24 protein-coding genes and 1 tRNA gene are annotated in these 26168 nt (G+C 71.2%); 16 read left to right on the forward strand and 9 right to left on the reverse strand.

Features of this window, described 5'->3' with window-relative positions; translation table 11 throughout:
- The first annotated feature begins 141 nt into the window (after positions 1-141).
- The 3 genes from ACQXVK_RS06555 (at position 142) to ACQXVK_RS06565 (ending at position 3434) form a co-directional block, all read left to right on the forward strand.
- Positions 142-345, forward strand: a complete 204-nt coding sequence (locus ACQXVK_RS06555; protein WP_058740472.1) for a cold-shock protein — start codon at positions 142-144, stop codon at positions 343-345.
- Positions 346-593: 248 nt separating this feature from the next.
- A complete protein-coding gene (gene groL, locus ACQXVK_RS06560; RefSeq protein WP_402267070.1) occupies positions 594-2213 on the forward strand; it encodes a chaperonin GroEL in 1620 nt (539 codons plus the stop codon).
- A 288-nt stretch (positions 2214-2501) separates the two neighbouring features.
- Positions 2502-3434 carry a hypothetical protein gene (locus ACQXVK_RS06565; protein WP_430853065.1) on the forward strand — a complete coding sequence of 311 codons (933 nt, stop codon included), beginning with the start codon at positions 2502-2504 and terminating at the stop codon, positions 3432-3434.
- Between the two features lie 120 nt (positions 3435-3554).
- On the opposite strand, the gene ACQXVK_RS06570 is transcribed toward ACQXVK_RS06565, so the two are convergent.
- The 5 genes from ACQXVK_RS06570 to ACQXVK_RS06590 all read right to left on the reverse strand — a co-directional run bounded on the left by ACQXVK_RS06570 (position 3555) and on the right by ACQXVK_RS06590 (position 9944).
- Positions 3555-5273 carry a sensor histidine kinase gene (locus ACQXVK_RS06570; protein ID WP_430853066.1) on the reverse strand — a complete coding sequence of 573 codons (1719 nt, stop codon included), beginning with the start codon at positions 5271-5273 and terminating at the stop codon, positions 3555-3557.
- Between the two features lie 80 nt (positions 5274-5353).
- Complete coding sequence (locus tag ACQXVK_RS06575; RefSeq protein WP_430853067.1) at positions 5354-6049, reverse strand: response regulator transcription factor; 696 nt, start codon at positions 6047-6049, stop codon at positions 5354-5356.
- Between the two features lie 51 nt (positions 6050-6100).
- Positions 6101-7798 (reverse strand): DNA repair helicase XPB, encoded by a 1698-nt coding sequence (locus tag ACQXVK_RS06580; RefSeq protein WP_402267079.1) that lies wholly within the window; start codon positions 7796-7798, stop codon positions 6101-6103.
- 57 nt (positions 7799-7855) lie between these two features.
- Positions 7856-9616 (reverse strand): helicase-associated domain-containing protein, encoded by a 1761-nt coding sequence (locus ACQXVK_RS06585; protein WP_430853068.1) that lies wholly within the window; start codon positions 9614-9616, stop codon positions 7856-7858.
- 28 nt (positions 9617-9644) lie between these two features.
- The gene (locus tag ACQXVK_RS06590; protein ID WP_022906599.1) at positions 9645-9944 is read right to left on the reverse strand and encodes a hypothetical protein; all 300 of its coding nucleotides are present in this window, start codon (positions 9942-9944) and stop codon (positions 9645-9647) included.
- 56 nt (positions 9945-10000) lie between these two features.
- On the opposite strand from ACQXVK_RS06590, the gene ACQXVK_RS06595 reads away from it, so the two are divergent.
- Together ACQXVK_RS06595 and ACQXVK_RS06600 are read left to right on the forward strand one after the other, a co-directional pair.
- The gene (locus ACQXVK_RS06595) at positions 10001-10378 is read left to right on the forward strand and encodes a cold-shock protein (protein ID WP_022906598.1); all 378 of its coding nucleotides are present in this window, start codon (positions 10001-10003) and stop codon (positions 10376-10378) included.
- Entirely contained in the window at positions 10378-11091 is a 714-nt protein-coding gene (locus ACQXVK_RS06600; protein WP_402267088.1) for a DUF3027 domain-containing protein, read from the forward strand. The genes ACQXVK_RS06595 and ACQXVK_RS06600 overlap by 1 nt, the downstream gene beginning before the upstream one ends.
- A gap of 82 nt (positions 11092-11173) precedes the next feature.
- Here the strand turns inward: ACQXVK_RS06600 and serC are convergent, their stop codons facing one another.
- A complete protein-coding gene (gene serC, locus ACQXVK_RS06605) occupies positions 11174-12289 on the reverse strand; it encodes a phosphoserine transaminase (protein ID WP_430853069.1) in 1116 nt (371 codons plus the stop codon).
- Positions 12290-12475: 186 nt separating this feature from the next.
- Between serC and ACQXVK_RS06610 the strand changes: the two genes are divergently transcribed.
- From ACQXVK_RS06610 to argG, 6 genes are all read left to right on the forward strand, one after another.
- Complete coding sequence (locus ACQXVK_RS06610) at positions 12476-13171, forward strand: metal-dependent transcriptional regulator (protein ID WP_402267092.1); 696 nt, start codon at positions 12476-12478, stop codon at positions 13169-13171.
- A 274-nt stretch (positions 13172-13445) separates the two neighbouring features.
- Positions 13446-14381: a C40 family peptidase gene (locus tag ACQXVK_RS06615; protein ID WP_402267095.1), complete on the forward strand. Its 936-nt coding sequence runs from the start codon at positions 13446-13448 to the stop codon at positions 14379-14381.
- 383 nt (positions 14382-14764) lie between these two features.
- The gene (locus tag ACQXVK_RS06620) at positions 14765-15259 is read left to right on the forward strand and encodes an HNH endonuclease (protein WP_430853070.1); all 495 of its coding nucleotides are present in this window, start codon (positions 14765-14767) and stop codon (positions 15257-15259) included.
- 188 nt (positions 15260-15447) lie between these two features.
- Positions 15448-16551: an epoxide hydrolase family protein gene (locus tag ACQXVK_RS06625; protein ID WP_430853071.1), complete on the forward strand. Its 1104-nt coding sequence runs from the start codon at positions 15448-15450 to the stop codon at positions 16549-16551.
- 13 nt (positions 16552-16564) lie between these two features.
- Positions 16565-16636 (forward strand) — tRNA-Arg (locus ACQXVK_RS06630).
- A gap of 107 nt (positions 16637-16743) precedes the next feature.
- The gene (gene argG, locus ACQXVK_RS06635; protein WP_430853072.1) at positions 16744-18186 is read left to right on the forward strand and encodes an argininosuccinate synthase; all 1443 of its coding nucleotides are present in this window, start codon (positions 16744-16746) and stop codon (positions 18184-18186) included.
- 286 nt (positions 18187-18472) lie between these two features.
- On the opposite strand, the gene ACQXVK_RS06640 is transcribed toward argG, so the two are convergent.
- Positions 18473-19612 (reverse strand): AI-2E family transporter, encoded by a 1140-nt coding sequence (locus tag ACQXVK_RS06640; protein WP_402267104.1) that lies wholly within the window; start codon positions 19610-19612, stop codon positions 18473-18475.
- A 362-nt stretch (positions 19613-19974) separates the two neighbouring features.
- On the opposite strand from ACQXVK_RS06640, the gene ACQXVK_RS06645 reads away from it, so the two are divergent.
- Complete coding sequence (locus ACQXVK_RS06645) at positions 19975-20142, forward strand: hypothetical protein (protein ID WP_022906582.1); 168 nt, start codon at positions 19975-19977, stop codon at positions 20140-20142.
- Between the two features lie 89 nt (positions 20143-20231).
- On the opposite strand, the gene ACQXVK_RS06650 is transcribed toward ACQXVK_RS06645, so the two are convergent.
- Together ACQXVK_RS06650 and ACQXVK_RS06655 are read right to left on the reverse strand one after the other, a co-directional pair.
- The gene (locus tag ACQXVK_RS06650) at positions 20232-21665 is read right to left on the reverse strand and encodes an MATE family efflux transporter (protein ID WP_430853073.1); all 1434 of its coding nucleotides are present in this window, start codon (positions 21663-21665) and stop codon (positions 20232-20234) included.
- Between the two features lie 140 nt (positions 21666-21805).
- Positions 21806-22249 carry a MarR family winged helix-turn-helix transcriptional regulator gene (locus tag ACQXVK_RS06655; RefSeq protein ID WP_430853074.1) on the reverse strand — a complete coding sequence of 148 codons (444 nt, stop codon included), beginning with the start codon at positions 22247-22249 and terminating at the stop codon, positions 21806-21808.
- Between the two features lie 415 nt (positions 22250-22664).
- Here ACQXVK_RS06655 and ACQXVK_RS06660 point away from each other — a divergent pair, with 415 nt between their 5' ends.
- From ACQXVK_RS06660 to nadE, 4 genes are all read left to right on the forward strand, one after another.
- Positions 22665-24737, forward strand: coding sequence for a choice-of-anchor G family protein (locus tag ACQXVK_RS06660; RefSeq protein WP_430853075.1), 2073 nt, complete (start codon positions 22665-22667; stop codon positions 24735-24737).
- Between the two features lie 84 nt (positions 24738-24821).
- On the forward strand, positions 24822-24947 hold the full coding sequence (locus tag ACQXVK_RS06665) for a hypothetical protein (RefSeq protein WP_430853076.1): 126 nt from the start codon (positions 24822-24824) through the stop codon (positions 24945-24947).
- An 8-nt stretch (positions 24948-24955) separates the two neighbouring features.
- Entirely contained in the window at positions 24956-25123 is a 168-nt protein-coding gene (locus tag ACQXVK_RS06670) for a hypothetical protein (RefSeq protein WP_022905701.1), read from the forward strand.
- Between the two features lie 39 nt (positions 25124-25162).
- Positions 25163-25990: an ammonia-dependent NAD(+) synthetase gene (gene nadE / locus ACQXVK_RS06675; protein ID WP_031261309.1), complete on the forward strand. Its 828-nt coding sequence runs from the start codon at positions 25163-25165 to the stop codon at positions 25988-25990.
- Positions 25991-26168: the final 178 nt, after the last annotated feature.

Raw genomic sequence — 26168 nt, forward strand, 5'->3', positions numbered from 1 at the left:
TGTTTCCGGCACGTTGATTCTTGTCGGAATCGACGTTGAACAACGTCACACCTCTTGCCCTGTCGGCATTGTTCGGCAAGAGTCGTGCCGGGACGGCGACAGCGCCGTCCGCATCAGCACCACCGCAGGGAGCAAGAGATCATGGCCAACGGAACCGTGAAGTGGTTCAACGCCGAGAAGGGCTTCGGCTTCATCACCGTCGATGGAGGGGGCCAGGACGTGTTCGTGCACTACTCGGCAATCGACATGTCGGGTTACAAGGTCCTCGAGGAGGGCCAGGCAGTGACGTTCGACGTCGGCACCGGGGCGAAGGGGCCGCAGGCCGAGTCCGTCCGTCCCGCCTGAGTCCGAACCACCGCGAACGCGTCGTCCCCACCGGGGCGGCGCGTTCGTCGTGTCGGGGCCGGTGCGTGACGCGCCGCTCGTGCCGGGCCGGCGTGTGACGGGCCGGTGCGTGTCCTGGGAACTCGACCCGCGCCTCCCGGCGGTGTTGCACTCGACCCCTGCGAGTGCCAGAATCGGCGTTGGCACTCGCTCACGCTGAGTGCCAGCACGACCCCCATGACGACGTCCGGGAGGGACGAGAAACTCACATGGCTAAGATCATTGCTTTCGACGAGGAGGCCCGCCGTGGCCTCGAGCGCGGCCTGAACATCCTGGCTGACGCCGTGAAGGTGACGCTCGGCCCGCGCGGCCGCAACGTCGTCCTCGAGAAGAAGTGGGGCGCCCCCACGATCACGAACGACGGTGTCTCCATCGCCAAGGAGATCGAGCTCGACGACCCGTACGAGAAGATCGGTGCGGAGCTCGTCAAGGAGGTCGCCAAGAAGACCGACGACGTCGCCGGTGACGGCACGACCACCGCGACCGTCCTCGCCCAGGCCCTCGTCCGCGAAGGCCTCCGCAACGTCGCCGCCGGTGCCGACCCCGTGTCGCTCAAGCGCGGCATCGAGAAGGCCGTCGCCGCCGTCTCCGACCAGCTCCTCGCCAACGCGAAGGACATCGAGACCAAGGACCAGATCGCCGCCACCGCGTCGATCTCGGCCGCCGACCCGACCATCGGCGCGCTCATCGCCGAGGCCATCGACAAGGTGGGCAAGGAAGGCGTCGTCACCGTCGAGGAGTCGAACACCTTCGGCACCGAGCTCGAGCTCACCGAGGGCATGCGCTTCGACAAGGGCTACCTGTCGCAGTACTTCGTCACCGACCCCGAGCGTCAGGAAGCCGTCTTCGAGGACGCCTACATCCTGATCGTCAACTCCAAGATCTCGAACATCAAGGACCTCCTGCCGGTCGTCGACAAGGTGATCCAGGCGGGCAAGCAGCTCCTGATCATCGCCGAGGACGTCGACGGTGAGGCCCTGGCCACGCTCGTCGTGAACAAGATCCGCGGCATCTTCAAGTCCGTCGCCGTCAAGGCTCCGGGCTTCGGCGACCGCCGCAAGGCCATGCTGCAGGACATCGCGATCCTCACCGGCGGCCAGGTCATCTCGGAAGAGGTCGGCCTCAAGCTCGAGAACGCGACGCTCGACCTGCTCGGCAAGGCCCGCAAGGTCATCATCACCAAGGACGAGACGACCATCGTCGAGGGTGCCGGCGACGAGGAGCAGATCGCGGGCCGCGTCCGTCAGATCCGCTCCGAGATCGAGGCGACCGACTCCGACTACGACCGCGAGAAGCTCCAGGAGCGCCTCGCGAAGCTCGCCGGTGGCGTGGCCGTCATCAAGGCCGGTGCCGCGACCGAGGTCGAGCTCAAGGAGCGCAAGCACCGCATCGAGGACGCCGTCCGCAACGCGAAGGCCGCCGTCGAGGAGGGCATCGTCGCCGGTGGTGGCGTCGCGCTCATCCAGGCGTCCGTCGTGCTCGACACCCTCGAGCTCGAGGGTGACGAGGCGACCGGTGCGAACATCGTCCGCGTCGCGATCGACGCGCCGCTCAAGCAGATCGCGCTGAACGCCGGTCTCGAGCCGGGTGTCGTCGCCGCCAAGGTCCGCGAGCTCGAGTCGGGTCACGGCCTCAACGCCGCGACCGGTGAGTACGTCGACCTCGTCGCCGCGGGCATCATCGACCCGGCCAAGGTCACGCGTTCGGCGCTGCAGAACGCTGCGTCGATCGCCGGTCTGTTCCTCACGACCGAGGCCGTCGTCGCCGACAAGCCCGAGAAGTCCCCGGCCATGCCGGCCGGCGACCCCACGGGTGGCATGGACTTCTAGTCCGTCGTTCCGGAAGGGCCCCGCACGCTGCGCGTGCGGGGCCCTTCCGCGTGCGGGGGCCCTTCCGCGTGCGTGCGGGTGCCGGCCGGCCGTTGCACCGAGCGGGCGAAATACGTCACGCTCGGGGCGCTCCGGCGGCGTATCCCGCCCGCTCGGCGCTCAACGCGCGGCGTGTCCTGCCCGCCCGGTCCGCGGGTTCCTCACGCACAGGAGGCGCGGCCCGGCGGTTCTCCACAGGTTGCGGTTCCGAGAGCTCACGCCGAGCGCCTCGTCGAGACGATTGAGCGCATGCGTGATGCTTCCCATCTTCCGGATCCGTTCCGCCATGCGCCGTTCCGTGTGCGGGACGCCCTCGCGCGGCACGTCCCTGCCGGCCGACTCCGCCGACGCGACCTCGAATCGCCCGTGCACGGTGTGCGCACCCGGGCGGGCTCGGCCACCAGTCGGATCGATGCGATAGCCGTGGTGCTCCGAATCGATCAGCACTTCAGCCACACGAGCGCCGCGGTCATCTGGGGTGCCCCGTTGCCGTCGGCGGTCCGGGAAGGGCCGCTCCACGTCACCTCGACCTCGGACACCGCGATGCGCCGCAACGGCGTGGTGGGCCATCGCTCCGCAGCACCGGACGTCCGGCAGCGTGGCGGCAAACGGGTGAGTGCGCCGGCGCAGGCCTGGTTCGAGTGCGCCGGGATCCTCGACCTTGTCGATCTCGTGGTGCTCGGCGACCACTTCGTGGGGCGGAGTGGACTCTCGACCGTCGATGAGCTGGCGAATGCGATCCGTCCTGGTGCGCGGGCGTCTCGAGCGGCACGCGCAGCGCTGGCCCTGGTCCGTGTCGGTGCAGAGTCGGCGATGGAGACGCGCTTCCGGCTCGCTGTGGTCCACGCGGGATTCGCCGAGCCGCAGCTCAACATCGACGTCCTCGATGAGGCCGGTGTCTTCCTCGGACGAGTCGACATGGCGTGGCCGGAGTACCGGATCGCACTGGAGTACGACGGCGACCACCACCGGGAGCAGGAGACCTTCCGGCACGATCAACGCCGCCGCAACGGCTTCGAGGTGAACGGGTGGCTCGTGATCCACGTCACCGCCGCGGATGCCGCGCGCCCGGCTGTCATGTTCGAGCGACTGCGGCAGGCGTTCGTGCTGCGAGCGGGCGGGACACGCCGCAACCTCGACGCCGAGAGGGCGCTTCTCGCCGATTCGGATCGCCGAGTGTGACGTATTTCGCCCGCTCGACGACGCATGCCGGCGGGGCGGGGCGGGCCCGACGGGGCGGGCTCGGTGGGCGCGGGCCCGGCGGGCCCGGGCGCGGGCCCGGGCGCCGCGCGGCGCCCGCGCTCAGGCGCCGGCGGGCGCGGGGGCCGCGGGCGGGGTGTAGTCGCGGGGGAGCAGGGGGAGCCACACGCGGAAGGTCGCGCCGCCGCCCTCGGTGTCGAACACCTCGACCGAGCCGTTGTGCGCCGCGACGATGCCCGAGACGATGGCGAGTCCGAGCCCCGAGCCACCGGTGTCCCGGGCCCGCGAGGTGTCGGCACGCCAGAAGCGCTGGAAGATCTTGTCGCGCAGCTGCGGCGGGATGCCCTCACCGTGGTCGATCACGTCGATGTGGGCCATCCCACGCTCGTCGTCCACGCCGATGCCGATCTCGATCGGGTCGTCGTGCTCCGTGAAGCGCATGGCGTTGCCCATGAGGTTCGTGACGATCTGGCGGATCTTGTTCTCCTCCGCCAGGACGATCGGCGGCCGCTTCGGCAGCACGACGGTGGGCAGCGGCGTGGTCTCGTCGGAGGGGGCAGCCGTGCCGTCGACGCCCATCGCGCGGGTGCGGCGGGCGCGGAGCCGCGCGATCGTCTGGCGCGAGAACGCGATCGGGCCGGTCGTGTTCGCGGACGTCGGCGATGCCGGGGGCCCGTCGCCGGAACCGGGGGCGGAGGCGGGAGCCGACGCCGGACGGACGGCATGCGGCACGCTCTCGCCGGTCACCGAGTCTTCGACGAGCACCTGGATCTCGCGATCGGGGTTCGACGCCATCGTGTCGAGCGCGGAGTCCCGGGCGATGGCGACGAGGTCGACCGGGCCGAGCTCGAGCGGCTTCGACTCGTCGATGCGGGCGAGCTGCAGCAGATCCTGCACGAGGAGGCCCATGCGCTGGGCTTCCTTCTCGATACGCTCCATCGCCTGGGCGACGTCCTCTTCCTTGCGGAGCGCGCCCATCCGGTAGAGCTCGGCGTAGCCGCGGAGCGACACGAGGGGCGTGCGGAGCTCGTGGGAGGCGTCCCCGACGAACCGGCGCATCTGGTCGATGGTGCGCTGCCGGTCCTCGAACGCGGAGTCGATGCGCTCGAGCATGGAGTTGAGGGACCGGTTCAGCCGACCGACCTCGGTGTTGGGGGTGTCGGCTTCGAGGCGCTGGTTGAAGTCACCGGCTGCGAACCGGGCAGCGGTGTCCTCGACGTCGCGCAGGGGGTCGAACGTCGCCGTCACGAGGAGCCGCGTGAGCATGGCGCCGAGCAGGATCACCGAGGCGCCGAAGCTCAGGAAGATGGCGGTGAACCGCAGGACGGTCTGGTCGGTGTCGGCGCTCGACACCGCGACCAGGACGTACCCGGCCTGCGTGGTGCCGGTCGACTGGTCCTGCAGCGATGCCGGGATGACCTGCGCACGCCACTCGTGGTTGTGCTGGCTGTCGTACAGCGAGAAGCGCGAACTGGTCTGCGCCGCGGAGGAGAAGTCGAGTTCGTGGATGTCGGGGCGGCTCGACGCCGGGGTCTGGCAGATCTGCTTGCCGGCGGAGTCGTAGGCGGCGACGTACGCGCTCTGCGAGAGGACGACGGAGAGCTTGCAGTACTGCTCACCGTCGCTGATGTTCTGACCCTCGAGCTGTTCCGTCGTCTGACGGACGTTGTTGTCCAGCTGCGCCATGAGGTACGTCGACAGCACCGTCATCGTGCCGAGCCCCGCGACGAGCAGTCCGAGCGCCACCAGGAGCACCGTGATCCCGGTGATCTTGGTGCGCAGGGAGATCCCGTCCCACCAGCGGCTCATTCTCGTGTGCATGCTTCCCCAACGATAGACAGCGGTCGCCCGGTGAAACCGGACGACCGCCGTGAAGTCGAGCCCCGAGGAGCCCGGACGCGCTACGGGGCCTTGGAGGCCTTCAGCATGTAGCCGAACCCGCGCTTGGTCTGGATGATCGGCTCGGCCGAGTACTGGTCGAGCTTGCGGCGCAGGTAGGAGATGTACGACTCGACGATGCCGGCGTCGCCGTTGAAGTCGTACTCCCACACGTGGTCGAGGATCTGCGCCTTCGACAGCACGCGGTTCGGGTTGAGCATGAGGTAACGGAGCAGCTTGAACTCGGTCGGGGAGAGCTCGATCTGCGCGTCGCCGATGGTGACCTCGTGCGTGTCCTGGTCCATCGTGAGCTCGCCGGCGCGGATGATCGCGTCTTCCTCGTCGTTCATCGTGCGACGGAGGATCGCCTTGATGCGGGCCACGATCTCGTCGAGCGAGAACGGCTTCGTGACGTAGTCGTCGCCGCCCACGGTGAGGCCGGTGATCTTGTCCTCGGTGTCGTCCTTGGCGGTGAGGAACAGGATCGGGGAGGTGTAGCCCGACGACCGCAGGCGCTTGGTGACGCCGAAGCCGTTCATGTCGGGCAGCATGACGTCGAGGATGATCAGGTCCGGCTCTTCCTCGAGCACGGCGGAGATCGCCTGTGCTCCGTTGCCCACTGCGCGCACGGCGAAACCGGCGAAGCGCAGCGAGGTCGTCAGGAGGTCGCGGATGTTCGGCTCGTCGTCGACGATCAGGATCTTGGGGCCATCGCTCATGGTCCTATCTTCTGACCGTTCCCTAGTGGTTTCCTGAGAGCGGTTGGTGCGTCAGCCAACGACCGCCTGGACCTGATCGGCGTCGAGGATCGTGTAGGAGTACCCCTGCTCGGCGAGGAAGCGCTGTCGGTTCTGCGCGAAGTCCTGGTCGACGGTGTCGCGCGTCACCAGCGTGTAGAACGACGCCGGCAGCCCGTCCTTGTTCGGGCGCAGGAGTCGGCCGAGTCGCTGGGCCTCCTCCTGCCGGGAACCGAACGAGCCGGACACCTGGATCGCGACCGTCGCGTCGGGCAGGTCGACCGAGAAGTTCGCGACCTTCGAGACGACGAGCACGTCGATCGTCCCCTCGCGGAAGGCCTGGTAGAGCCGCTCCCGCTCGTCGACGGGCGTCGCACCCGTGATCTCGGCGGCGTCGAGGGACGCAGCGAGGTCGTCGAGCTGGTCGATGTACTGCCCGATCACGAGGATCTGCTCACCGCGGTGCTTCTCGATGAGCTCGCGGACCACCGGGGTCTTCGCCGGTGAGGTCGCCGCGAGCCGGTAGCGCTCGTCGTCGCTCGACGCGGCGTACTCGAGGCGGTCCTGGTGGGGCAGGTCGATGCGCACCTCGTAGCAGGCTGCGGGGGAGATGTACCCCTGCGCCTCGATCTCCTTCCACGGGGCGTCGTAGCGCTTCGGTCCGATGAGGGAGAACACGTCGCCCTCGCGGCCGTCCTCGCGCACGAGGGTCGCCGTGAGACCGAGTCGGCGCCGCGCCTGGAGGTCGGCGGTGAGCTTGAACACCGGTGCCGGCAGCAGGTGCACCTCGTCGTAGACGATGAGGCCCCAGTCGAGGGCGTCGAGGAGCGACAGGTGCGTGTACTCGCCCTTCCGGCGGGCGGTGAGGATCTGGTACGTCGCGATCGTGACGGGCCGGATCTCCTTCACGCTGCCCGAGTACTCGCCGATCTCGTCCTCGGTGAGGGTGGTGCGGCGCAGCAGCTCGGACCGCCACTGCCGGGCCGAGACCGTGTTCGTGACGAGGATGAGCGTCGTGGCCTTGACGGTCGCCATCGCCCCGGCTCCGACGAGCGTCTTGCCGGCGCCGCACGGCAGCACCACGACGCCCGAGCCCTGCGCGAAGAAGGTGTCGACCGCCTGCTCCTGGTACGGCCGCAGGTGCCAGTCGTCGGTGTCGAGGTCGATCGGGTGCGGCTGGCCCGGCGTGTAGCCGGCGAGGTCCTCGGCCGGCCAGCCGAGCTTCACGAGCTCCTGCTTGATCTGCCCGCGGGCCCACGGCAGGAGCTCGACCTCTTCCGGGGACCGCATGTCGCCGAGCAGCGGCTTGATCCGCTTCGACCGGATGACCTCGGCGAGGATGGTCGGCTCAGACGCGGTGAGGAGGAGCACCGGCTGCCGTTCGAGCTCCTCGGTGGGGGAGTTCGCGACGGCGGGCGCGTCTGGGCGTTCCTCACGCCGGATGACGAGCCGACCGTAGCGCGCCACCGTGTCACGGATGTCCACGGTCACGCTCTGCGGGACGGGGAACTTCGCGAAGTGCTCGAGCGTGTGGATCATGCTCTCGGCGTCGTGTCCGGCGGCGCGCGCGTTCCAGAGGCCGAGCCGGGTGATGCGGTACGTGTGCACGTGTTCCGGCGCGCGTTCGAGCTCGGCGAACACCGCGAGGTCGTGCCGTGCGTCCTCGGCGTCGGGGTGCGCCACCTCGAGGAGCACGGTGCGGTCGCTCTGCACGATCAGCGGTCCGTTCATGACGGATCAGCCTAGGCCGCTCGGCTGCGAGCCAGCGCGGATCGGCTCAGCGGTGGATCAGGCGTCACTCTCCACGGCCACCACGAGGGAGAGCGGGAGCGTGCGTTCGACGTCGGCGGTCGTGTCGCGCCCCCGCACCCGGCCGGCCGCGACCGACGTCGGCACGATCGAGAACGGCCGCTCGGAGCCGTCCGGCATGCGCACGGTCAGACGGATCGGCGTCCGCCCGCGGACGGCCAGGTCGATCTGCCGTCCCAGCCACTCCTGTTCGGGCTCGGCGTCGCCCCGCTCGGTCGTGACGCGGAGCCGCTCCACGAGTGCGTGCGCCGCCTGCTCCGGGTTGCGTCCGGTGGTGCGTCGTCGGACGGGAGGAACGGATCCCGCCGCGGGGCGGGCTGCGGCCGTCAGGACGGCCGGGTAGCGCTGGCCCTCGAGCGCCGTGTGGACCACGTGCGGCGGGTAGCGGGTCACCAGGGTCGTGAGGTCGCTGCGCTCCCACGCCAGCTGGCGGAGCTCGGCGTCCACACCGACCAGGTCGAGCTGGTCCGGGGTGCCGTGCACGCGGGCGCCGATCCCCTCGGGCCCGACGTCGACCACGATGCTGCCGTCGCGGGAGGACACCTGGTCGACGAGGTACGACAGCGGCTGCGGGACGTCCGTCGCCGACAGCCGTTCGAGCAGGGCGACGACGTCCTGCCGGGTGTGCCCGGCCCGGAACGCCCGGCGGAGCGAGTCCTCGGAGATGCGGTACCGCGCGGCGAGACCCGGGGCCTCGAGCACGGCGACGGTCCGGAGCGCCGCGTCGTCGACCGGGGCGAGCGGGCCCGGGGCGATGACGGTGAGGTCGTGCTGCAGGTACACGGCGTCCACCGTGCGGGGGAGGTCCTCGGCCGCGGGGGTCGGGTCCCCGTCGAGCAGTGCGCGCCCGGTGCTCGTCACGAGCCCGTCGTCGGTCACGCCGAGCGCCGCCGCGGTGCCCGCGACGTCGAGCAGCACCGCGTCGAGCCAGCGCGAGCCCGCGGGGTAGGCCCACCGGCCGACCGACACGAGGTCGCGGAGGTCGTCGCCTGCCACGTCGAGCACCGTCCGCACGGCGGGGTCGAGGGCGTCCCGCCACGCCGAGACGAGCGTCGACCAGCGGTCCGGCCAGCCGGCGACGAGCCAGGCGTCACCCGGTGCCGTCGTCGCCCACGTGCCGTCACCCGGCGCGGCGAACCCGACCCGGTCGAGCAGCGCCAACCGGTCGGGCACGAGGGTCGGGTCCGCCCCGGCCCGATCGCCGAGCGTCTTCGCGAGCGGCGTGCCGATGCCGCCCTTCACGAGCTCGCGGACGGCGCCCTCGGACACCGCCCGCAGCAGTTCGGCGAGCACGGTCATCGTCTCGAAGGCGCGCTCCGCGCCGGTCGTGCGTGACCGCTCGTCATCGTCCGTCCCGCGGGCGGGAGTGACGGGGCGGGGCTGCGCCGCGCCTCCCGGGAGTCCCGCGACCTCGTCGTGGGCGGCCAGACGGGCCGACACCGCGTCGTCGACGCCGCCGTCCTCGTCGGCGAGGCCCAGCGCGACCGCGGGGGCGAGGTCGTCGGCCGACCCCGCGCCGTCGCGCAGCGCGAGCAGCGTCCGGCGGGGCAGGTGCTCGATCGCGGCGTCCACCGCGTCGTCGGTGCGGAGCGCCTCGGCGAGGTCGAAGAAGTCCGAGACGCGCAGCGGACCGGTCTCGGCGAGGACCGCCGTGGGGAGTCGACGCGCCACGACGAGCCGTTCGAGGGCGTCGTCGGGCATCGCCCGGAGCCGGGCGGCCAGGTCTGCGGTGGTCGTCATCGTCCGCCGCGATCGTTCGACGCGGGCCTCAGCGACTCGCTCGGTTCTCACGGGCACGTCGAGTCCAGACGATGCCGAGGAGCACGAAGAGGAGGACCATGCCGATCGGGAACCCGTACAGCGGGATCGCGAGCACGACCGGCCACGGCATGGAGCCCGCGGCGCCCGGGGCCGTCAGCCAGACGATGATCATCGCGACGAAGCAGAGCAAGCCGAGGATGATGATCCCGCCGACCATGAACGCGAGGGCGCGTTCGGTACGATTGAACGTCACCGGGGGTTGCGCGGAGTCCTGCGTGTTCCCGGCGGATCGGGTCGGCTTGGCCATCGACCCAGGATATCCGACGCACCACGGCCGTTCCACGATCACGAGGAGACCGACGAATGCCCACCGGCAAGGTCAAGTTCTACGACGACCAGAAGGGGTTCGGGTTCATCACCGGCGACGACGGCGAACCCGTCTTCCTGCACGCGTCCTCGCTCCCGGACGGCGTCACGTCGGTGAAGGCCGGTTCGCGGCTCGAGTACGGCGTCGTCCAGGGGAAGAAGGGGTCGCAGGCGCTGTCCGTGCGGCTCCTCGACCCGCAGCCGTCGCTCGCGAAGATGTCCCGCCGATCGGCGGACGACATGGCCGTCATCGTCGAGGACCTCGTGAAGGAGCTCGACCGGATCAGCGGGGACTTCCGGCACGGCCGGTACCCGAAGAACGGCACCCGAATCGCTGCGATCCTGCGGCACGTCGCTGACCAGTTGGACGCGTGATGACCGATACCTCCCCCGTTGCCCCGGCTCCCTCCGAGGACCTCACCGCGCTCGCCCGGACGGCGCTCGTCGAGGTGACCCCCGAGTCGACCGTCGGCGCGTTCGCCGGCACCGTCGACGAGGGCGACGGCGTCGTCTCGGTGCTCTTCGCCAACCGGATGGCCGGCTACCCCGGCTGGCGCTGGACCGTGTCGATCGCCCAGGTCGCCGGTGACGAGCCGACCGTGCTCGAGGTGGAGCTCATGCCGGGCGACGGTTCGCTGGTCGCACCGGAGTGGGTGCCGTGGTCCGAGCGGCTCGCCGAGTACCGGGCCGGGCAGGACGCCGACGGCGCCGCGGGCGAGCACCCCGACGAGGACGACGAGTTCGACGGCGACGAGGACGAGGACGACGACGCGGACGAGGACGCCGACTACGACGACTCGGACGACGACGAGTCGGACGACGACGAGTCCGACGACGAGGACGACTTCGACGCAGACGAGGACGACCTCGACGAGTCCGACGACGACGACATCGACGGGGTGGACGTCGACGAGCTCGACGGCTCGACGGAGGACGACACCGACGACGCCCCCGAGCAGGACGCACCCGCCGAGCCCGTCCGCGGCCGCCGACGGACCCAGCGGGTCCGCCCGGTCGACCCGGACGCCGACCTCGAGCTCGATCGACTGGACGCCGGCGAGGTCGACCCGGAGCACCACCGCTCCTGACCGGTGACCGACCGGTCCCCGGGAAGGACAGGAGGCGCGGTGCCAGCTGGCACCGCGCCTCCTGTCACGAGGACCGACCGCCTCAGCGCAGGGCGTCCACCGTGAAGTCGATCGCCCGCACGAGCTTGGCGACGTCGTCCGGGTCGATCGCGGTGAAGGTCGCGATGCGCAGCTGGTTGCGACCGAGCTTCCGGTACGGCTCGGTGTCCACGATCCCGTTCTGGCGGAGGGTCGCGGCCACGGCCTTGGCGTCGATCGCGTCGTCGAGGTCGATCGTGGCGACGACCTGCGACCGGGCTGCGGGGTCGGTCACGAACGGCGTCGCGTAGTCGACCGACTCGGCCCAGTCGTAGAGCGTGGACGACGAGGTCTTCGTGCGCGCGTCGGCCCAGCCGAGCCCGCCGGACTCGTTGATCCACCGGACCTGGTCGTCGAGCAGGATCAGGGTGGCGAGTGCGGGGGTGTTCAGCGTCTGGTTCAGCCGCGAGTTGTCGACGGCGTTCTTGAGCGACAGGAACTCGGGGACGTAGCGGTCGCTCGCGGCGATCCGCTCGACGCGCTCGATCGCCGCGGGGGAGAAGAGCGCGAGCCACAGGCCGCCGTCCGAGGCGAAGTTCTTCTGCGGGGCGAAGTAGTAGACGTCCGTGGCGCCGACGTCGAACCGGGCACCACCGGCGGCGCTCGTCGCGTCGACCACGGTCAGGGCGCCGGGGTCACCCGCGGCGCGGACGACCGGGGCCATGACGCCCGTCGAGGTCTCGTTGTGCGGGTAGGCGTAGACGTCGACGCCCTCGACCGGCTCGAGCGACGCGAGGGACCCGCCGGGGGCCTCGACCACGTGCGGTGCCTCGAGCCAGGGGGCAGCCGCGGCCTTGGCGAACTTCGAGCCGAACTCGCCGAAGGACAGGTTCTCGGCACGGCGCTCGATGAGCCCGAACGCGGCGGCGTCCCAGAACGCGGTCGAGCCGCCGTTGCCGAGGACGACCTCGTAGCCGTCGGGCAGCTCGAAGAGGTCGGCGAGGCCGGCGCGGACGCTGCCCACGAGGTCCTTGACGGGCTTCTGACGGTGGGAGGTGCCGAGGATCGTCGCGCCGCGGGTCACGAGGGACTCGAGCTGGGCGCCACGGATCTTGGACGGTCCGCAGCCGAATCGGCCATCGGTCGGGAGGAGTTCGGCGGGGATGACGATGTCTGCCATGCACCGATCCTAACGAGCGGTATCCCAGCGCGAGTGACCGTGTACCGGCCGGACGGGGCGGGCCGACACCGCGCCTCCTGGCCGCATCACGCACGTCCTTCCTTGCGTCGTGCAAGCGTCGGTCGCTCCATGTCGTCCCGAACAAGTAGGGTGGGGCGCGCTGGGCCCAGACATGAGAGGCGGACCGTGACCGATCTCGTCGACACCACGGAGATGTACCTTCGCACCATCCTCGACCTCGAGGAAGAGGCGATCGTGCCCCTGCGCGCTCGCATCTCGGAGCGCCTCGGCCACTCGGGTCCCACGGTCTCGCAGACGATCGCCCGCATGGAGCGCGACGGCCTCGTCGTCGTCTCGGGCGACCGTCACCTGGAGCTCACCGACGAGGGACGGTCCCGCGCGACGCACGTGATGCGCAAGCACCGGCTCGCCGAGCGGCTGCTCTCCGACGTCATCGGCCTCGACTGGGCGTTCGTCCACGACGAAGCATGCCGCTGGGAGCACGTGATGAGCGAGCAGGTCGAGGTCCGGCTGCTCGAGATGCTCGGCAACCCGACCGAGTCCCCCTACGGCAACCCGATCCCCGGCCTGGCCGAGATCGGCGGACCGGCGGCACCGGGCTTCCTCGACGGCGTGCAGAACATCGTCGCCGCGACCGAGGGCACCGACGCCGTGGCGACCGGGATCATCCGCCGCCTGGGCGAGCCCGTGCAGTTCGAGCCGGAGCTCCTCCACCAGCTGCGGTCCGCCGGGGTCATGCCCGGCCGGGTCGCGAGCGTGCAGCGCGCCGGCGCCTACGTGGCGGTGCGTGTCGACGGCGAGGACGCCGGCATCGAGCTGCCGACCGAGGTCGCGCAGCACGTCTACATCGAACGTTCCTGAGGCGTCTGCCCCCGGAACTGGGGCGAGGCCGATTCCTGCGCGCTGATCAGGGCTTCTTTACCGTTCTGTTACAAACGGGCGTTTTCATCTCGACAAGGTAACGGTCGCCACGTACACTCGTCCGAGTCCGCCGGCCACCCACGAGGCCCAGGACCCGTGACAGGACGTCTCGAACCCGTCTCCTGTCTCGATCGGAAACGATGACGAACGGATGGGGTTGCACGGCCGGCGATCACCCCCGCTGGCAGTGGTGACGAGACGCCGGAGACACCCCTTGACGCAGACCGGTTCCGCCGCGGACGACCAGACGCCCGCGAACCCGACGAACACCGTGATCGCCACCGACGCCCCCGTCTCACGCCGCGCAGCGCGCACCGTGACCCCGGTTCGCGACGCCCCGCTCCCCGGCGGTCGCCGCGCAGCCCAGGCAGCCCGTGCCGCCGCGACGACCAAGGCGAGCTCGTCGGCCCGCAAGCGCCGCTTCCTCGCGCCGGTCGTCCTGACGGTCGCCGCCGGCATGTTCGGCACCGTCGCGGTCGCCCCCGCGTTCGCCGCGACGTCGCAGTCGACCGGTACCGACGCCGCCGCCGCGCAGCGCCAGGTCCGCACCACCCAGGCCCAGAACTTCTCCGTCTCCGACGCGGTCGCCCTCGCCGGCACGAGCCGCGACGGCTACGGCGCGACCTCCCAGTCGACGCTCGACGCCGAGGCCGCGAAGAAGGCCGCCGACGCCGCCGCGAAGCAGGCCGCCGCGCAGGCTGCGGCCACCCAGGCGGCCCGCGCCCAGACCGCGTCGCAGTACGCCTCGTACACGGGCCCCAGCGCTTCCGACTACGTCGCCTCGTCGACCGCCGCGAACACCCCGTTCTCGCTGCCGGCCGTGGTCGCCACCGCCAAGCAGTACATCGGCACCCCGTACGTCTTCGGCGGGGCCGACCCGTCGGGCTTCGACTGCTCGGGCTACGTCATGTTCGTGTACGCGCAGTACGGCATCAACCTCGCGCACTCCGTGCCGCTGCAGGACCAGGCCGGCACCACGATCCCCGAGTCCGAGGCGCAGCCCGGTGACGTCGTCATCTTCAACAACGAGGCGCACGACGGCTTCTACATGGGCAACGGCATGATCATGGACGCCCCGAAGCCCGGCGGCTCCGTCTCGATCCGTCCGATCTGGACCAGCGACTACCACATCGTCCGTTTCGGCATCTGACGACGGGGCGCCCACGGGGCACCTCGGCCGCGACGACCGAGCGTCGATCCCGTGAACATCGCCGGAACCGGCCCGTGCACCCTCGTGCCGGGCCGGTTTCTGACGTACCCTGACCCTGCACCGGCCCGAACGGTCCGAGCAGGGAGACCCCATGTCAGCGTTCCGCACGACCCGCACCATGGGTCGGCGCGCGCACGTCGACATATGGTCGACCACCGCCTGCGTGCACGAGCACGCCCCTGCATGACGAGAGCACTGCCCATCCGGGTGGTGCTCTTCGTGGTTCAGGGGCCGTTCGCGCGAGCGGAGGTCACCTGCGCGGTACCCCGGTCCGACGCACCCGCACAGCCTGGAAGCCGTCCAGGCACGTCGGAAGGGAACCCATGCGCACTCTCGTCCTCAACGCCGGTTACGAGCCCCTCGCGGTGATCTCGTTCCGTCGGGCCCTCGTGCTGGTCATGAACCAGAAGGCCGCCATCGTCGCCGCCGACCTCGACCACCCGGTCACGGGATCGACGTCGACCTACGACCGTCCGTCCGTCATCATCCTCACCCGGTACGTCCGCATCCCGCACTCGAGGCTCGTGCCGGTGTCCCGCCGGGGCGTCCTGCGCCGGGACGCGAACCGGTGCGCGTACTGCGACCGGCACGCCACGACGATCGACCACGTGCAGCCCCGCTCCCGCGGTGGCGAGGACTCGTGGGAGAACCTCGTCGCCTGCTGCCTGGCGTGCAACAACACCAAGGGCGACCGCACCCCGCAGGAGATGGGGTGGCGGCTCCGCTTCCACCCGAAGGCGCCGCACGGGGCGTCGTGGGTGGTGCGGGGCATCGAGCGTCCGCAGTCGGAGTGGGACGAGTACCTCGTGGCCGCGTAGCGGCTGATGCCGCGGCTGACGCCGTGGCGGACGGGAGGCGCGGGTCGGCACCGGCCCGCGCCTCCCGTCCGCCGGGATCCGCGTCGGACTGTCGGGACCCGCGTCGGACGGTCGGGCGCTGCCTGCGCGCGCGATGCGTCCGCCGGGACCCGCGTCGGAGTGTCGGGTGCGCGGCGTAGCGTGCCGCCATGGCCGAGACCCCGTGGATCGACGACGACACCATCGCGGACCTCCGTGCGCGGCTCCGGGCCACCCGGTGGCCCGACGCCCCGGTCGGCACGGGCTGGTCGCTCGGGATCGACGTCGACGAGCTGCGGGCGCTCGTCGCGTACTGGGCGGACGGCTTCGACTTCGCGGCGCACCGAGCGACGCTCGCCGCCCTGCCGTCGCGTCGGACGGTCGTCGACGGCATCGGCATCCACGTGCTGCACGTGCGCGCGGCGACACCGGGAGCCCTCCCGCTGCTGCTGGCGCACGGCTGGCCGGACTCCGGGTGGCGGTTCCGCAAGGTGGTCCCGATGCTCGTCGACGCCGGGTTCGACGTCGTCGTGCCGGACATGCCCGGGTACGGCTTCTCGGACGCCCCGCCCCGCGTGCTCGACGCCCGCGAGGTCGCGGGCCTGTGGGCCACGCTCATGACCGACCTCGGGTACGAGCGGTTCGCGGTGTCCGGCGGGGACATCGGCTCGCACGTCGCACGGTACCTGGCGCTCGACCAGCCCGACCGTGTCGTCGCCGTGCACCGGATCGACGGCGGGCTCGCGTGGCCCGGCCTCGACGCATCAACGCTCTCCGCCGCCGAGCAGGAGTTCGTCGCCGCGACCGACCGCTGGCGCACCGCTGAGGGCGCCTACGCGATGCTGCACCGCACCAAGCCGCAGACCGCCGCGGTCGGGCTGACGGACTCACCAGCCGGGCTCGCGGCCTGGATCGTGGAGAAGCTCCGGTCGTGGAGCGACTGCGGCGGCGACCTCTGGTCGGTGTACACGCGAGACGAGGTGCTCGCGCTCGTCACCGAGTACTGGGCGACGGCCACGATCGGGTCCTCGATGCGGATGTACCACGCCAACGCGGCGATCCCGGCGTCGCAGCTGGCCCGTCGGGTCGAGGTGCCGTCCGGGTTCTCGATCTTCCCCGGCGACATCGTTCGGGCGCCCGTGGAGTGGCTCGAGCGGACGACGAACCTCGTGTACCACCACGAGCTCGACCGGGGCGGGCACTTCGCGCCGTTCGAGCAGCCGGTGCTCTTCGTCGACGAGGTGCGGGCCTTCCTGGAGCCGTTCCGCCGCTAGAGTGGTGGGGCCAGCCTCTGTAGCTCAATGGAAGAGCAGTTCCGTCCTAAGGAAACGGTTGGGGGTTCGAGTCCCTCCAGGGGCACCGAATCATCGTGGGGGTTCGAGTCCCTGCAGCGCCTCCAAGGGGCACCAACGCTGGCCAGCGGCGCCAGTCGATGTACCGGCTGGACTCCCCGTACGATTGACGTCGTGTCCAAGGTCCTGAGCAGTCTCCCCGTCGGCGAACGAGTCGGCATCGCGTTCTCCGGAGGTCTCGACACCTCCTGCGCGGTCGCCTGGATGCGCGAGAAGGGAGCGGTGCCCTGCACGTACACGGCCGACATCGGCCAGTACGACGAGCCGGACATCGACGCCGTCCCGGGGCGCGCGCACGAGTACGGTGCCGAGATCGCCCGCCTCGTCGACGCGAAGAGCGCCCTGGTGGAAGAGGGCCTCGTCGCCCTGCAGACCGGCGCGTTCCACATCCGTTCCGGCGGCAAGACCTACTTCAACACGACGCCGCTCGGCCGCGCCGTGACGGGCACGATGCTCGTCCGCGCCATGAAGGAGGACGGCGTCGACATCTGGGGCGACGGCTCCACCTACAAGGGCAACGACATCGAGCGGTTCTACCGCTACGGCCTGATGGCGAACCCGCGGCTGCGTGTCTACAAGCCGTGGCTCGACTCCGAGTTCGTCGAGGAGCTCGGCGGCCGCAAGGAGATGAGCGAGTGGCTCGTCGCCCGTGGCTTCCCGTACCGCGACTCCGCCGAGAAGGCGTACTCGACCGACGCCAACATCTGGGGCGCCACGCACGAGGCGAAGAGCCTCGAGGAGCTCTCGAGCGGCCTGGACATCGTCGAGCCGATCATGGGCGTCGCCGCGTGGCGTGACGACGTCGAGGTCGCGACCGAGGTCGTGTCCGTCCGCTTCGAGGCCGGCCGCCCCGTGGCGATCAACGGCGTCGAGTACGCGGACGCCGTCGCCCTGGTGTACGAGGCGAACGCGATCGGTGGCCGCCACGGTCTCGGTGCGTCCGACCAGATCGAGAACCGCATCATCGAGGCGAAGAGCCGCGGCATCTACGAGGCGCCGGGCATGGCGCTGCTGCACATCGCCTACGAGCGCCTGCTCAACGCGATCCACAACGAGGACACGGTTGCGTCGTACCACAACGAGGGCCGCCGCCTCGGTCGCCTGATGTACGAGGGCCGGTGGCTCGACCCGCAGTCGCTCATGCTCCGTGAGTCGCTGCAGCGCTGGGTCGCCTCGGCGGTCACGGGCGAGGTCACCCTGCGGCTCCGTCGCGGTGACGACTACACGATCCTCGACACCACGGGGCCGGCGCTGTCGTACCACCCGGACAAGCTCTCGATGGAGCGCGTGGGCGACGCCGCCTTCGGTCCGGACGACCGCATCGGCCAGCTGACGATGCGCAACCTCGACATCGCGGACTCCCGGGCACGCCTCGAGCAGTACGCCGCCGCCGGCCTCATCGGTGGCGCGACGGGCGAGCTCGTCGGGCAGCTCGAAGCGGGTGAGTCGGAGGAGATCCTCGGCGGCACGGTCGTCACCTCGGACGCCGACGACGCGCTCGGTCGTCGGACGGACCTCGCGTCCGAGGGCGCAGCGTTCGACTCCGGCACCGACTGACCACGACACGGTACGACGAAGGGGGCCTCCGCGACGTGCGGAGGCCCCCTTCGTCGTGGTGTGCTGCGCCCGGGCCGGCGGACGGGCCGGGGTCGAACGACATTGTCGATGTCGTACGACATCGATGACGTCGCTGCCGGGCGTGTGCAACTGTTGCAGCCGCGGGCGAACGACATGGTCGACGTCGAACGACATCGACGTTGTCGTTCCGGGGCGGCAGCGCGGACGGTGCAGACGACCCGAGCGCCCGAGCGCACCCTCGCCCGACGCGGACGCACGACCCGCGTCAGCGCGCCTCCGCGGTCTCCTCGCGCTTCTGGCGCCACGGGCGTGCCGGCTGGTCGGGCCCGTCCCACACCTGGATCGCTCCCCAGGCGGCGGCGAGCAGCGGCACCGAGATGATCGCGCCGGTGATGCCCGCGAGCACGGTGCCGGCGGTCAGCCCGATCAGGATGACGAGGCCGTGCAGCTTCAGCGTCTTGCCCATCAGGACCGGCTGCAGCAGGTTGCCCTCGAGCTGGTTGACGAGCACGACGATGCCGACGACGATCAGCGCCGGGACCGGACCGAGTGCGACGAGGGCGACGAGCGCGGCGAGGATGCCGGCCGCGGTGGCGCCGACGATCGGGATGAACGCCGTGATGAACACGACGACGGCGAGGGGGAGCGCGAGCGGGACGCCCACGATCGCGATGCCGACCCCGATGCCGATCGCGTCGACCGCGGCGACGGTGGCGGTGCCGCGGACGTACCCGCCCAGGGTCAGCACCACCCGGTCACCGACGCGACGGGCCCGGTCGTAGCGTGCGCCGGTGAACGGGCGGAGCAGGAACTCCCAGATGCGCGGCCCGTCCTTGAGGAAGAAGAACAGCACCACGATCATCAGCACGAGACCGGTGAGGAAGTTCGCCGTGGCCGACGCCCCCGCGAGGGCGCCGGAGCCGAACTGCGAGCTGGTGACGAAGTCCTGGATGCCCTTGACGGCCTCGTCGATCTGCGACTGGTCGATCGAGATCGGCAGCGTCGACGCGAAGTCCTGCAGCTGGTCGAAGCCGCGCAACGCGGACTTCTGCAGGTCGGGCCACTGCGAGACGACGGCGACGACGATGAGCCAGCTCACCAGCCCGAGCACGACGAGCACGCCGATGAGGACTGCGAGGGTCGCGAGCACGGACGGCACCCGGTGCCGGCGCAGCCACGACACGACGGGGTGCATGGCGGACGCGATGATGAGCGCGAGGAGCACCGGGATCGTGACGACGCTCAGCGTGGCCGCGGCGTAGACGATGCCGATGACCACGACGAGCAGGACGATCAGCTGCAGGCAGCGGGTGGCCAGACCGCCGAACGAGTCCGACCAGAGCTTCGTCACCCTGCTCGGCGGGGTGTCGGGGTGCGGGGTGTGCGGGCTGCCGAACAATGGCATGGGGCTCCTCGGGGTACGGGTGTGCCCGCCCACCGTACCGGCGCGGCGACGATCCGGGCCGGGGTGTGTCGACGGGGCCTCGATGCGTGTTCCGGACGGTTCTCGTGCCGAGGGTCGCGCGACAGTACGCTGGTGGACATCGGACCGACTCAGGGTCCCGTCGTCACGATGCTCCTCGCGGTCTGCGGGGTCTGGCGTGACGGGACGGTCCGATCGGATCCGGAGTGCGCATCACTCCGACGAAGGGCTGGTCACGTGACCGCCACGCTCCACACGTTCTCGCACCCCGTCGAACTGTTCGCCGGTTCGCCCCGCACGCCCCTCGGTCCGCTGGCCGTCTCCGTCGTCGAGCTGGTGCTCGCGTGACCGACCGCCGCCAGGAGGACTGGCACCGCCACGGCATGCGCTCGCCCGAGGACATCGCCGACCTGCTCGCCGCGCGGCTCGGTGGTTCGGACGAGACGCTCCGCGCGGTCGGACCGACGTGGGACGAGCCGTCCTACGCGGACTTCCTCGGCGAACAGCTCTGAACCGACCGCTGACGCGCCGCTGACGCGCGTGCCGGACGGGAGGCGCGGTGCCGGCTGGCACCGCGCCTCCCGTCCGTCGTGGCGTCCGGTCAGACCGCCGCCGCCTCCTCGAGCGCGGCGTCCGCCCGCTCCGGTGACCCCGCGGCGAGACCGCGGGCGATCCGTCCGCGGGACAGCGCCCACAGCACCAGCGCCGCGACGAACACGAGCACCTCGGTGACGGTCAGTGCCCAGATGATCCCGGCGAGCCCGAACCACAGGTTCCCGACGAGCACGATCGGGATGAACAGCACGCCCTGCGCCATCGAGAGCACCATAACGGGCAGCACCATCCCGGTCGCCTGGAACAGCGACGTGAGCAGGCCGGTGAAGCCGTTCACGATCGTGGCGACGAGTTGTGCGGTCAGCATGGTCAGGCCGATCGCGAGCACCGAGCGGTCGCCCGAGAAGATCGTGAAGACCTGCTCGCGGAACACGAAGACCGTGCCGGAGAACACCAGGACGATCGTCCCGACGGTGAACGCGGCACCACGGAGCGCGGCGCGGAGCCGGTCGGCGTCACCCTTGCCGAACGCGTAGGCGAGCAGCGGCAGGACGCCGATCGTGACGCCCATCACGAGGAACTCGGGCACCTGGGCGATGCGGACGGCGACGCCCATCGCCGCGAGCGGGTCGCCCCCGTACCCGGCAGCGAGGTTGTTCAGCACGAGGGTCGTCACGATGAGGAACCCGGCCTGCAGCAGTTCGCTCGAACCGATGCCGAACACCGGCCCGACGACGTCCCTCCGCAGCGTGAACCACTTCGGTGCGAAGCGCACGTTCGCGCTGTTCCGCTGGAGCCAGACGATCCAGTAGCCGATCGCCACGACGTTGCCGAGGCCGACGGCGAGGGCGGCGCCGGCGACGCCCCAGTGCAGCACGAGGATGAAGAGCACGTCGAAGACGAGGTTGCCGACGGTCGACAGGACGAGCCCGATCATGGCCTGCCGCGCCGCCCCTTCGGAGCGGACGATCTGCTCCAGCGTGAACGACGCGGCGAGCACCGGCACGAACGCGAGCATGACGGCGACGTAGGCGCTCGTGGCGGGCGCCGCGGCGGCGTCGGCACCGAGCACGGCGACGAGCGGGTGCAGGAACACCAGGCCGAGCACGGCGAGGACGACCCCGGTGGCGACGGCTCCCCAGAGGGCGAAGGCGGCGACGCGCTTGATGTCCTCGGCCTGGGCGGGATCGTGTTCCGAGGCCCCGAGCATGCGCGACATGAGGGCGCTGCCGCCGACGCCGAACACGCCGCCGACGGCCATGATGATGCCGAGGAGCGGGGTGCCGAACGTGATCGCGGCGAGCAGCGAGGTGTCGTGCTGCGATCCGACGAAGCCGGCGTTGATGACGTTGTAGACGGCGCTGACGACCATCGCGGCGGCCATCGGGACGCACAGGTGGACGAGGGCGCGGCCGATCGGGGCGGCGGACAGGTACCAGCGGTTCCTCGCCGCGGCGGTGTCGGGTGCGGTGGTGCTCATGGCTGCCTCCTTCTGGGCACGGCGGAGCGCGCGCCGACCGTGGGTCGGCGCCGCAGGGCATGACGGATGACGCGATCGGCGTGGGCCGACGCGCGTGGGTGGGTCGCGCCTCCTGGACGGGCCTGGAGGCGCGGGTCAGGTCACCGGGTGGGTTCCGGCAGCTCCGCGGTCACCTTGTGCAGGAGCGCCTGCAGGGTGGCGCGCTCGTCGGCGTCGAGCGGTGCGAGCAGGACGTCGTCGAGGGCGACCATGGCGTCCTCGAAGCCGGCGATGAGGGCGATCCCCTCGTCGGTGGCGAAGACGCGCTTCGTCCGGGCGTTCCGGGCGTCCGCCCGGCGTTCGACGAGCCCGCGCCGCTCGAGCCCCTGCAGGAGGCTCGAGACGCTCGCCGCGCTCGTCCGGGTGATGTCGGCGATGTCCCGCTGGATCGCGCCGGGTGTGTGCTGCAGGTACCCGAGGACGAAGCTCTGCTCCTGGGTGAGGTCGCGTTCGCGGACCCACTCCTCGGCAGCCTTCCGTTGGGCCCACCCGATCCAACGCATCTGCTGGAGGGGGGAGTCGAGCCGAGGTACCTGGTGCTTCATGATCAGAACACTAACCGTTCGACATCTAACTGTCAACGATCGAACATCGAATCCCGTGCGCCCCCGAACGGGGGTATCGCCAGCACCGGGGAAGCGCCTTGTAGATTGCTCAGGAAGCGCGGTCTCACCAACCGCACATCCTCAGCTCGACGACGTCGCCGAGCCCACCCCGGGGGGATCAGGACATGGCACGAGGACGAACGATGCGCGCACGATCGATGCGCCCGTCCGTGGACGCTGCCTGCACCGCTCACCGCCTCGCCGGAGGTGATCACTCCGGATAGCCGCGCCCGCGCGCAGCACGACGCGCACACGTGACTCCGGGCCGCCCCACCAGCGCGCCCGTCGGATCCCCCGCCCACCAGCGGGGGATGGATCAGCAGGCGGACGACCTCCGCCTGGAGGAAGAGGCACCATGCCACGCACTGCAACACGCTTCGCGCTCCGCGCGGGCGCCACGGCCACCGTCGCGGCCGTGATCATCGGGGGAGCAGCCCTCCCCGCGCACGCCGCCGCGAGCGACGTGACCCAGGCCGAGGGTCGGCTCGTCGCCGGCAGCGGAACCGTCGACCTCGACACCGTCGCGGCGCTCGCCGGGTCCTTCGGGGCCACAGCGCCCGGCGGGACGACCGCCGGGCAGTCGGACCCGCTCGACCTCTCGGTGCTGGACAGCCTCGGGATCACCGTCCCCGGCGGCATCCAGCTGCTCGGCCAGAACGGCCTCGTGAACGTCGGCGTCGCCGGCCAGGTCGCGAGCACGGACACCACCTCGGCGGTCGCCGCCGCCGGCGCGGTCGGTGCCGACGGCGCGATCCAGGTCGGCCCCGGCACCCCCGGCGCCGGCGCGACCGTCAACCTCACCCCGCTGCTCGGCGGGCTCGACGTCGACGACGTCGTGAGCGAGCTCTCGGTCGGTCTCGGTGCCCTGTCGGCCCGTGCCGAGGCGACGCGCACGTTCGACGGCTCGGACGTCTCCACCGACTACCAGGTCGCGGGTGCGCAGGTCCGGCTCGTGAGCCCGGCCGTCCAGCAGCTCGTGACCTCGCTGGACACGACGCTCGGCACGACCGACGACACCGTGAACACGGCGATCGGCGAGGACGGTCGCACCACCGAGCTCACCGACGCGCTGCTCGACCCGGTGACCGACGCGGTGAACACCCTCGGGCTCGGCACGCTGACGCTCGAGGACACCACCGCCCAGCTGACCGCGGACATCGACCTGCAGGGCGCGCTCGCCAGCGTGACGCAGCAGCCGCTCACCGACGGGCCGGTCACGATCGACCTGTCCTCCGGCGTCGTCACGATCGACCTCGCGCAGCTCTACACGCTGAACGACCTGCCGGCGAACACCACGCTGCTCGACGACGCGACGATCAACGCCCAGATCACCGGCGCGATCTCGGACATCCTGACCGACCAGCTCCCCGCGCTGCTCACCACCAGCCTCACGAACGCGCTGGACGTCGCCGACGTGCAGCTCGTCGTCAACACGGGCGTCGACCTCCTCGGCGCGGACGTCGCGGGCCTCACCCTGACGGTCGACACCACGGTCGGCGACCTGCTCGGCACCGGCGACGGCGCCACGCTCGCGGTCGCCGGGACCGGGATCCTCGCCCCGGTGCTCGACGAGCTCGACCCGCTGCTGCAGCCGCTGCTCGGGTCGACCATCGTCCCGGGGCTCACCGGCATCCTCGGTGACGTCCTCGGCGGCGACTTCGTCGCGGAGACCGTGCAGACCCTGGTCACGACGATCACCTCGACCGTCACCGCTCTCGACCCGCTGCTCGACGTCGTGAACGAGGTCGTGTCGGTCACGATCAACTCGCAGACCGACCCGTCCTTCACCGAGCCGACGGCCGACGACACCGGGGCCACCACGGTCCGGGCCGTCCGCCTGCAGCTCGTCCCGGCGGCCGACCTGGCGACGGTCGACCTCGCCACGGCGACCGTGCAGGCCGACCCGTTCGCGGGCATCGTCATCACCTCGCCCGAGGACGGCACGGACTACGCCGTGGAGACCGACGACGACACCACCGACGTCCCGGTGACGGGGACCGCCGAGCCGGGCGCCGACGTCGACGTCACGCTCGACGGTGACGACGAGGGCACGCAGTCGACCGTCGCCGACGAGGACGGCACCTGGACCGTCACGTTCCCCGGGGTCGCCGTCGGTGACCACGAGGCCGAGGCGATCGAGACCATCGGCACGCTCGTGAGCGACCCCGACACGGTGACCTTCGCGGTCGCCGCGGCCCCGGTCGACCCGACCGACCCGACCGACCCGGGCACGCCCGGTACGCCCGGCACGCCGGGTGCCGGCGGCGGCACGGGCGGTGGCGGTGTCGGCGGTGTCGGGAACAGCGGTGCTGGGACCGGCAACCTCGCCTTCACCGGTGCCGAGGTCCTGCCGATGCTGCTCCTCGCCGGGCTGCTCCTCGCAGCCGGTGGCGGGACGCTCGTCGCCCGTCGCATGCGTCGGGTCTGACCCTGACGGGCGTCGGTCGTGACCGGCGCCCGTCTCCCGGGCCCGCGGCGCGTTTCGGGTCGTCGCGGTCCCGCCGGTGCGGTGGTGGTTCGGGCCACCACCGCACCGGCACCCCTCCTGCTGCTCCTCCGGCCGACCGGTCCCACCGGTCGGCCGCTCCCGCTCCTGCTCCTGCTCCTGCTCCTGCTCCTGTTCCCGCTCGCGACGTGAGGACCTCCGTGCACGACCACGACACCCACCCGCTCGACCGCCACGTCGGACCCCCGCACGTCGAACGCTTCGTGCTGACCCGGGCCCAGGAGACCATCGGCGTCGTCTGCACCTGCGCGATCGGTGCGGACCACGACAACACGATCCGGCCGATCGGCGCGGATCGCGTGCACTGAACCCTGTGCACGCGGCCGGTGCAGCGGGATACTGGGGTGGTGCGTGAACTCCAAGCCCAGATCGCGGCGGACCTCGACGTCCAGCCGACCATCGACCCGCAGCAGGAGATCGACCGCCGGGTCGGGTTCCTCCGCGACTACCTGCTCACCACCGGCGCGAAGGGGTACCTCCTCGCGATCAGTGGCGGGCAGGACTCGACCCTCGCCGGCAAGCTGACCCAGCTCGCCGTCGAGTCGCTCCGTGCCGACGGGCACGACGCGTCCTTCACGACCGTGCGCATGCCGTACCGCGTGCAGGCCGACGAGGACGACGCCCAGCTCGCGCTGCGGTTCATCGGCGCCGACCCGGGCATCACCGTCAACATCGAGCACGGCGTCGACGGCGTCGTGCAGGACACCGCGGCCTCCGGCGTGGAGCTGAGCGACTTCGTCAAGGGCAACGTGAAGGCCCGCATGCGCATGGTCGCGCAGTACGCCGTCGCCGGGCAGCGCGGCCTGCTCGTCGTCGGGACCGACCACGCGGCCGAGGCCGTGACCGGCTTCTTCACGAAGTACGGCGACGGCGGCGTCGACCTCACCCCGCTCACGGGCCTGACGAAGAGCCAGGGCCGACAGCTGCTCGAACACCTCGGCGCGCCGGCGCGGCTGTACGAGAAGGCCCCCACCGCCGACCTGCTCGACGAGACCCCCGGGCAGACGGACGAGGCGAACCTCGGCCTGTCCTACGCCGAGATCGACGCCTACCTGCAGGGCCACGACGTCCCGGTCGAGGTGGCCGAGGCGATCGAGTCGCGCTACCGGGCGACCGAGCACAAGCGCCAGGTCCCGGCGACACCCTTCGACGCGTGGTGGCGCCAGGGCGCGTAGACGCTCGAGCCACCCCGTCCAGGAGGCGCGGTGCGGGTCCGACCCGCACCTGGGCCCCGCCGGCCGGTTCCGGAGCGACGCGCCAGCGGCGGTTCGGCCGTGCCCGGTGGGAGCCTCCTGTCCGGCCCCGCGCGCTCCTAGGATGGAGACCGACAGAACAACAGATGCGGAATCCAGG

The organism is Curtobacterium sp. AB451 (genome assembly GCF_050585845.1).
GTDB lineage: Bacteria > Actinomycetota > Actinomycetes > Actinomycetales > Microbacteriaceae > Curtobacterium.

Coding starts and splice junctions, on each gene's coding strand:
- ACQXVK_RS06580 (WP_402267079.1), bottom strand. CDS start 7,798: ATGAACGGACCGCTGATCGTGCAGAGCGACCGCACCGTGCTCCTCGAG.
- ACQXVK_RS06640 (WP_402267104.1), bottom strand. CDS start 19,612: ATGCCATTGTTCGGCAGCCCGCACACCCCGCACCCCGACACCCCGCCG.
- ACQXVK_RS06575 (WP_430853067.1), bottom strand. CDS start 6,049: ATGAGCGATGGCCCCAAGATCCTGATCGTCGACGACGAGCCGAACATC.
- ACQXVK_RS06585 (WP_430853068.1), bottom strand. CDS start 9,616: ATGACGACCACCGCAGACCTGGCCGCCCGGCTCCGGGCGATGCCCGAC.
- ACQXVK_RS06600 (WP_402267088.1), top strand. CDS start 10,378: ATGACCGATACCTCCCCCGTTGCCCCGGCTCCCTCCGAGGACCTCACC.
- serC (WP_430853069.1), bottom strand. CDS start 12,289: ATGGCAGACATCGTCATCCCCGCCGAACTCCTCCCGACCGATGGCCGA.
- ACQXVK_RS06555 (WP_058740472.1), top strand. CDS start 142: ATGGCCAACGGAACCGTGAAGTGGTTCAACGCCGAGAAGGGCTTCGGC.
- ACQXVK_RS06595 (WP_022906598.1), top strand. CDS start 10,001: ATGCCCACCGGCAAGGTCAAGTTCTACGACGACCAGAAGGGGTTCGGG.
- ACQXVK_RS06650 (WP_430853073.1), bottom strand. CDS start 21,665: ATGAGCACCACCGCACCCGACACCGCCGCGGCGAGGAACCGCTGGTAC.
- ACQXVK_RS06625 (WP_430853071.1), top strand. CDS start 15,448: ATGGCCGAGACCCCGTGGATCGACGACGACACCATCGCGGACCTCCGT.
- groL (WP_402267070.1), top strand. CDS start 594: ATGGCTAAGATCATTGCTTTCGACGAGGAGGCCCGCCGTGGCCTCGAG.
- ACQXVK_RS06655 (WP_430853074.1), bottom strand. CDS start 22,249: ATGAAGCACCAGGTACCTCGGCTCGACTCCCCCCTCCAGCAGATGCGT.
- ACQXVK_RS06660 (WP_430853075.1), top strand. CDS start 22,665: ATGCCACGCACTGCAACACGCTTCGCGCTCCGCGCGGGCGCCACGGCC.
- ACQXVK_RS06565 (WP_430853065.1), top strand. CDS start 2,502: ATGCGTGATGCTTCCCATCTTCCGGATCCGTTCCGCCATGCGCCGTTC.
- ACQXVK_RS06570 (WP_430853066.1), bottom strand. CDS start 5,273: ATGCACACGAGAATGAGCCGCTGGTGGGACGGGATCTCCCTGCGCACC.
- ACQXVK_RS06620 (WP_430853070.1), top strand. CDS start 14,765: ATGCGCACTCTCGTCCTCAACGCCGGTTACGAGCCCCTCGCGGTGATC.
- ACQXVK_RS06590 (WP_022906599.1), bottom strand. CDS start 9,944: ATGGCCAAGCCGACCCGATCCGCCGGGAACACGCAGGACTCCGCGCAA.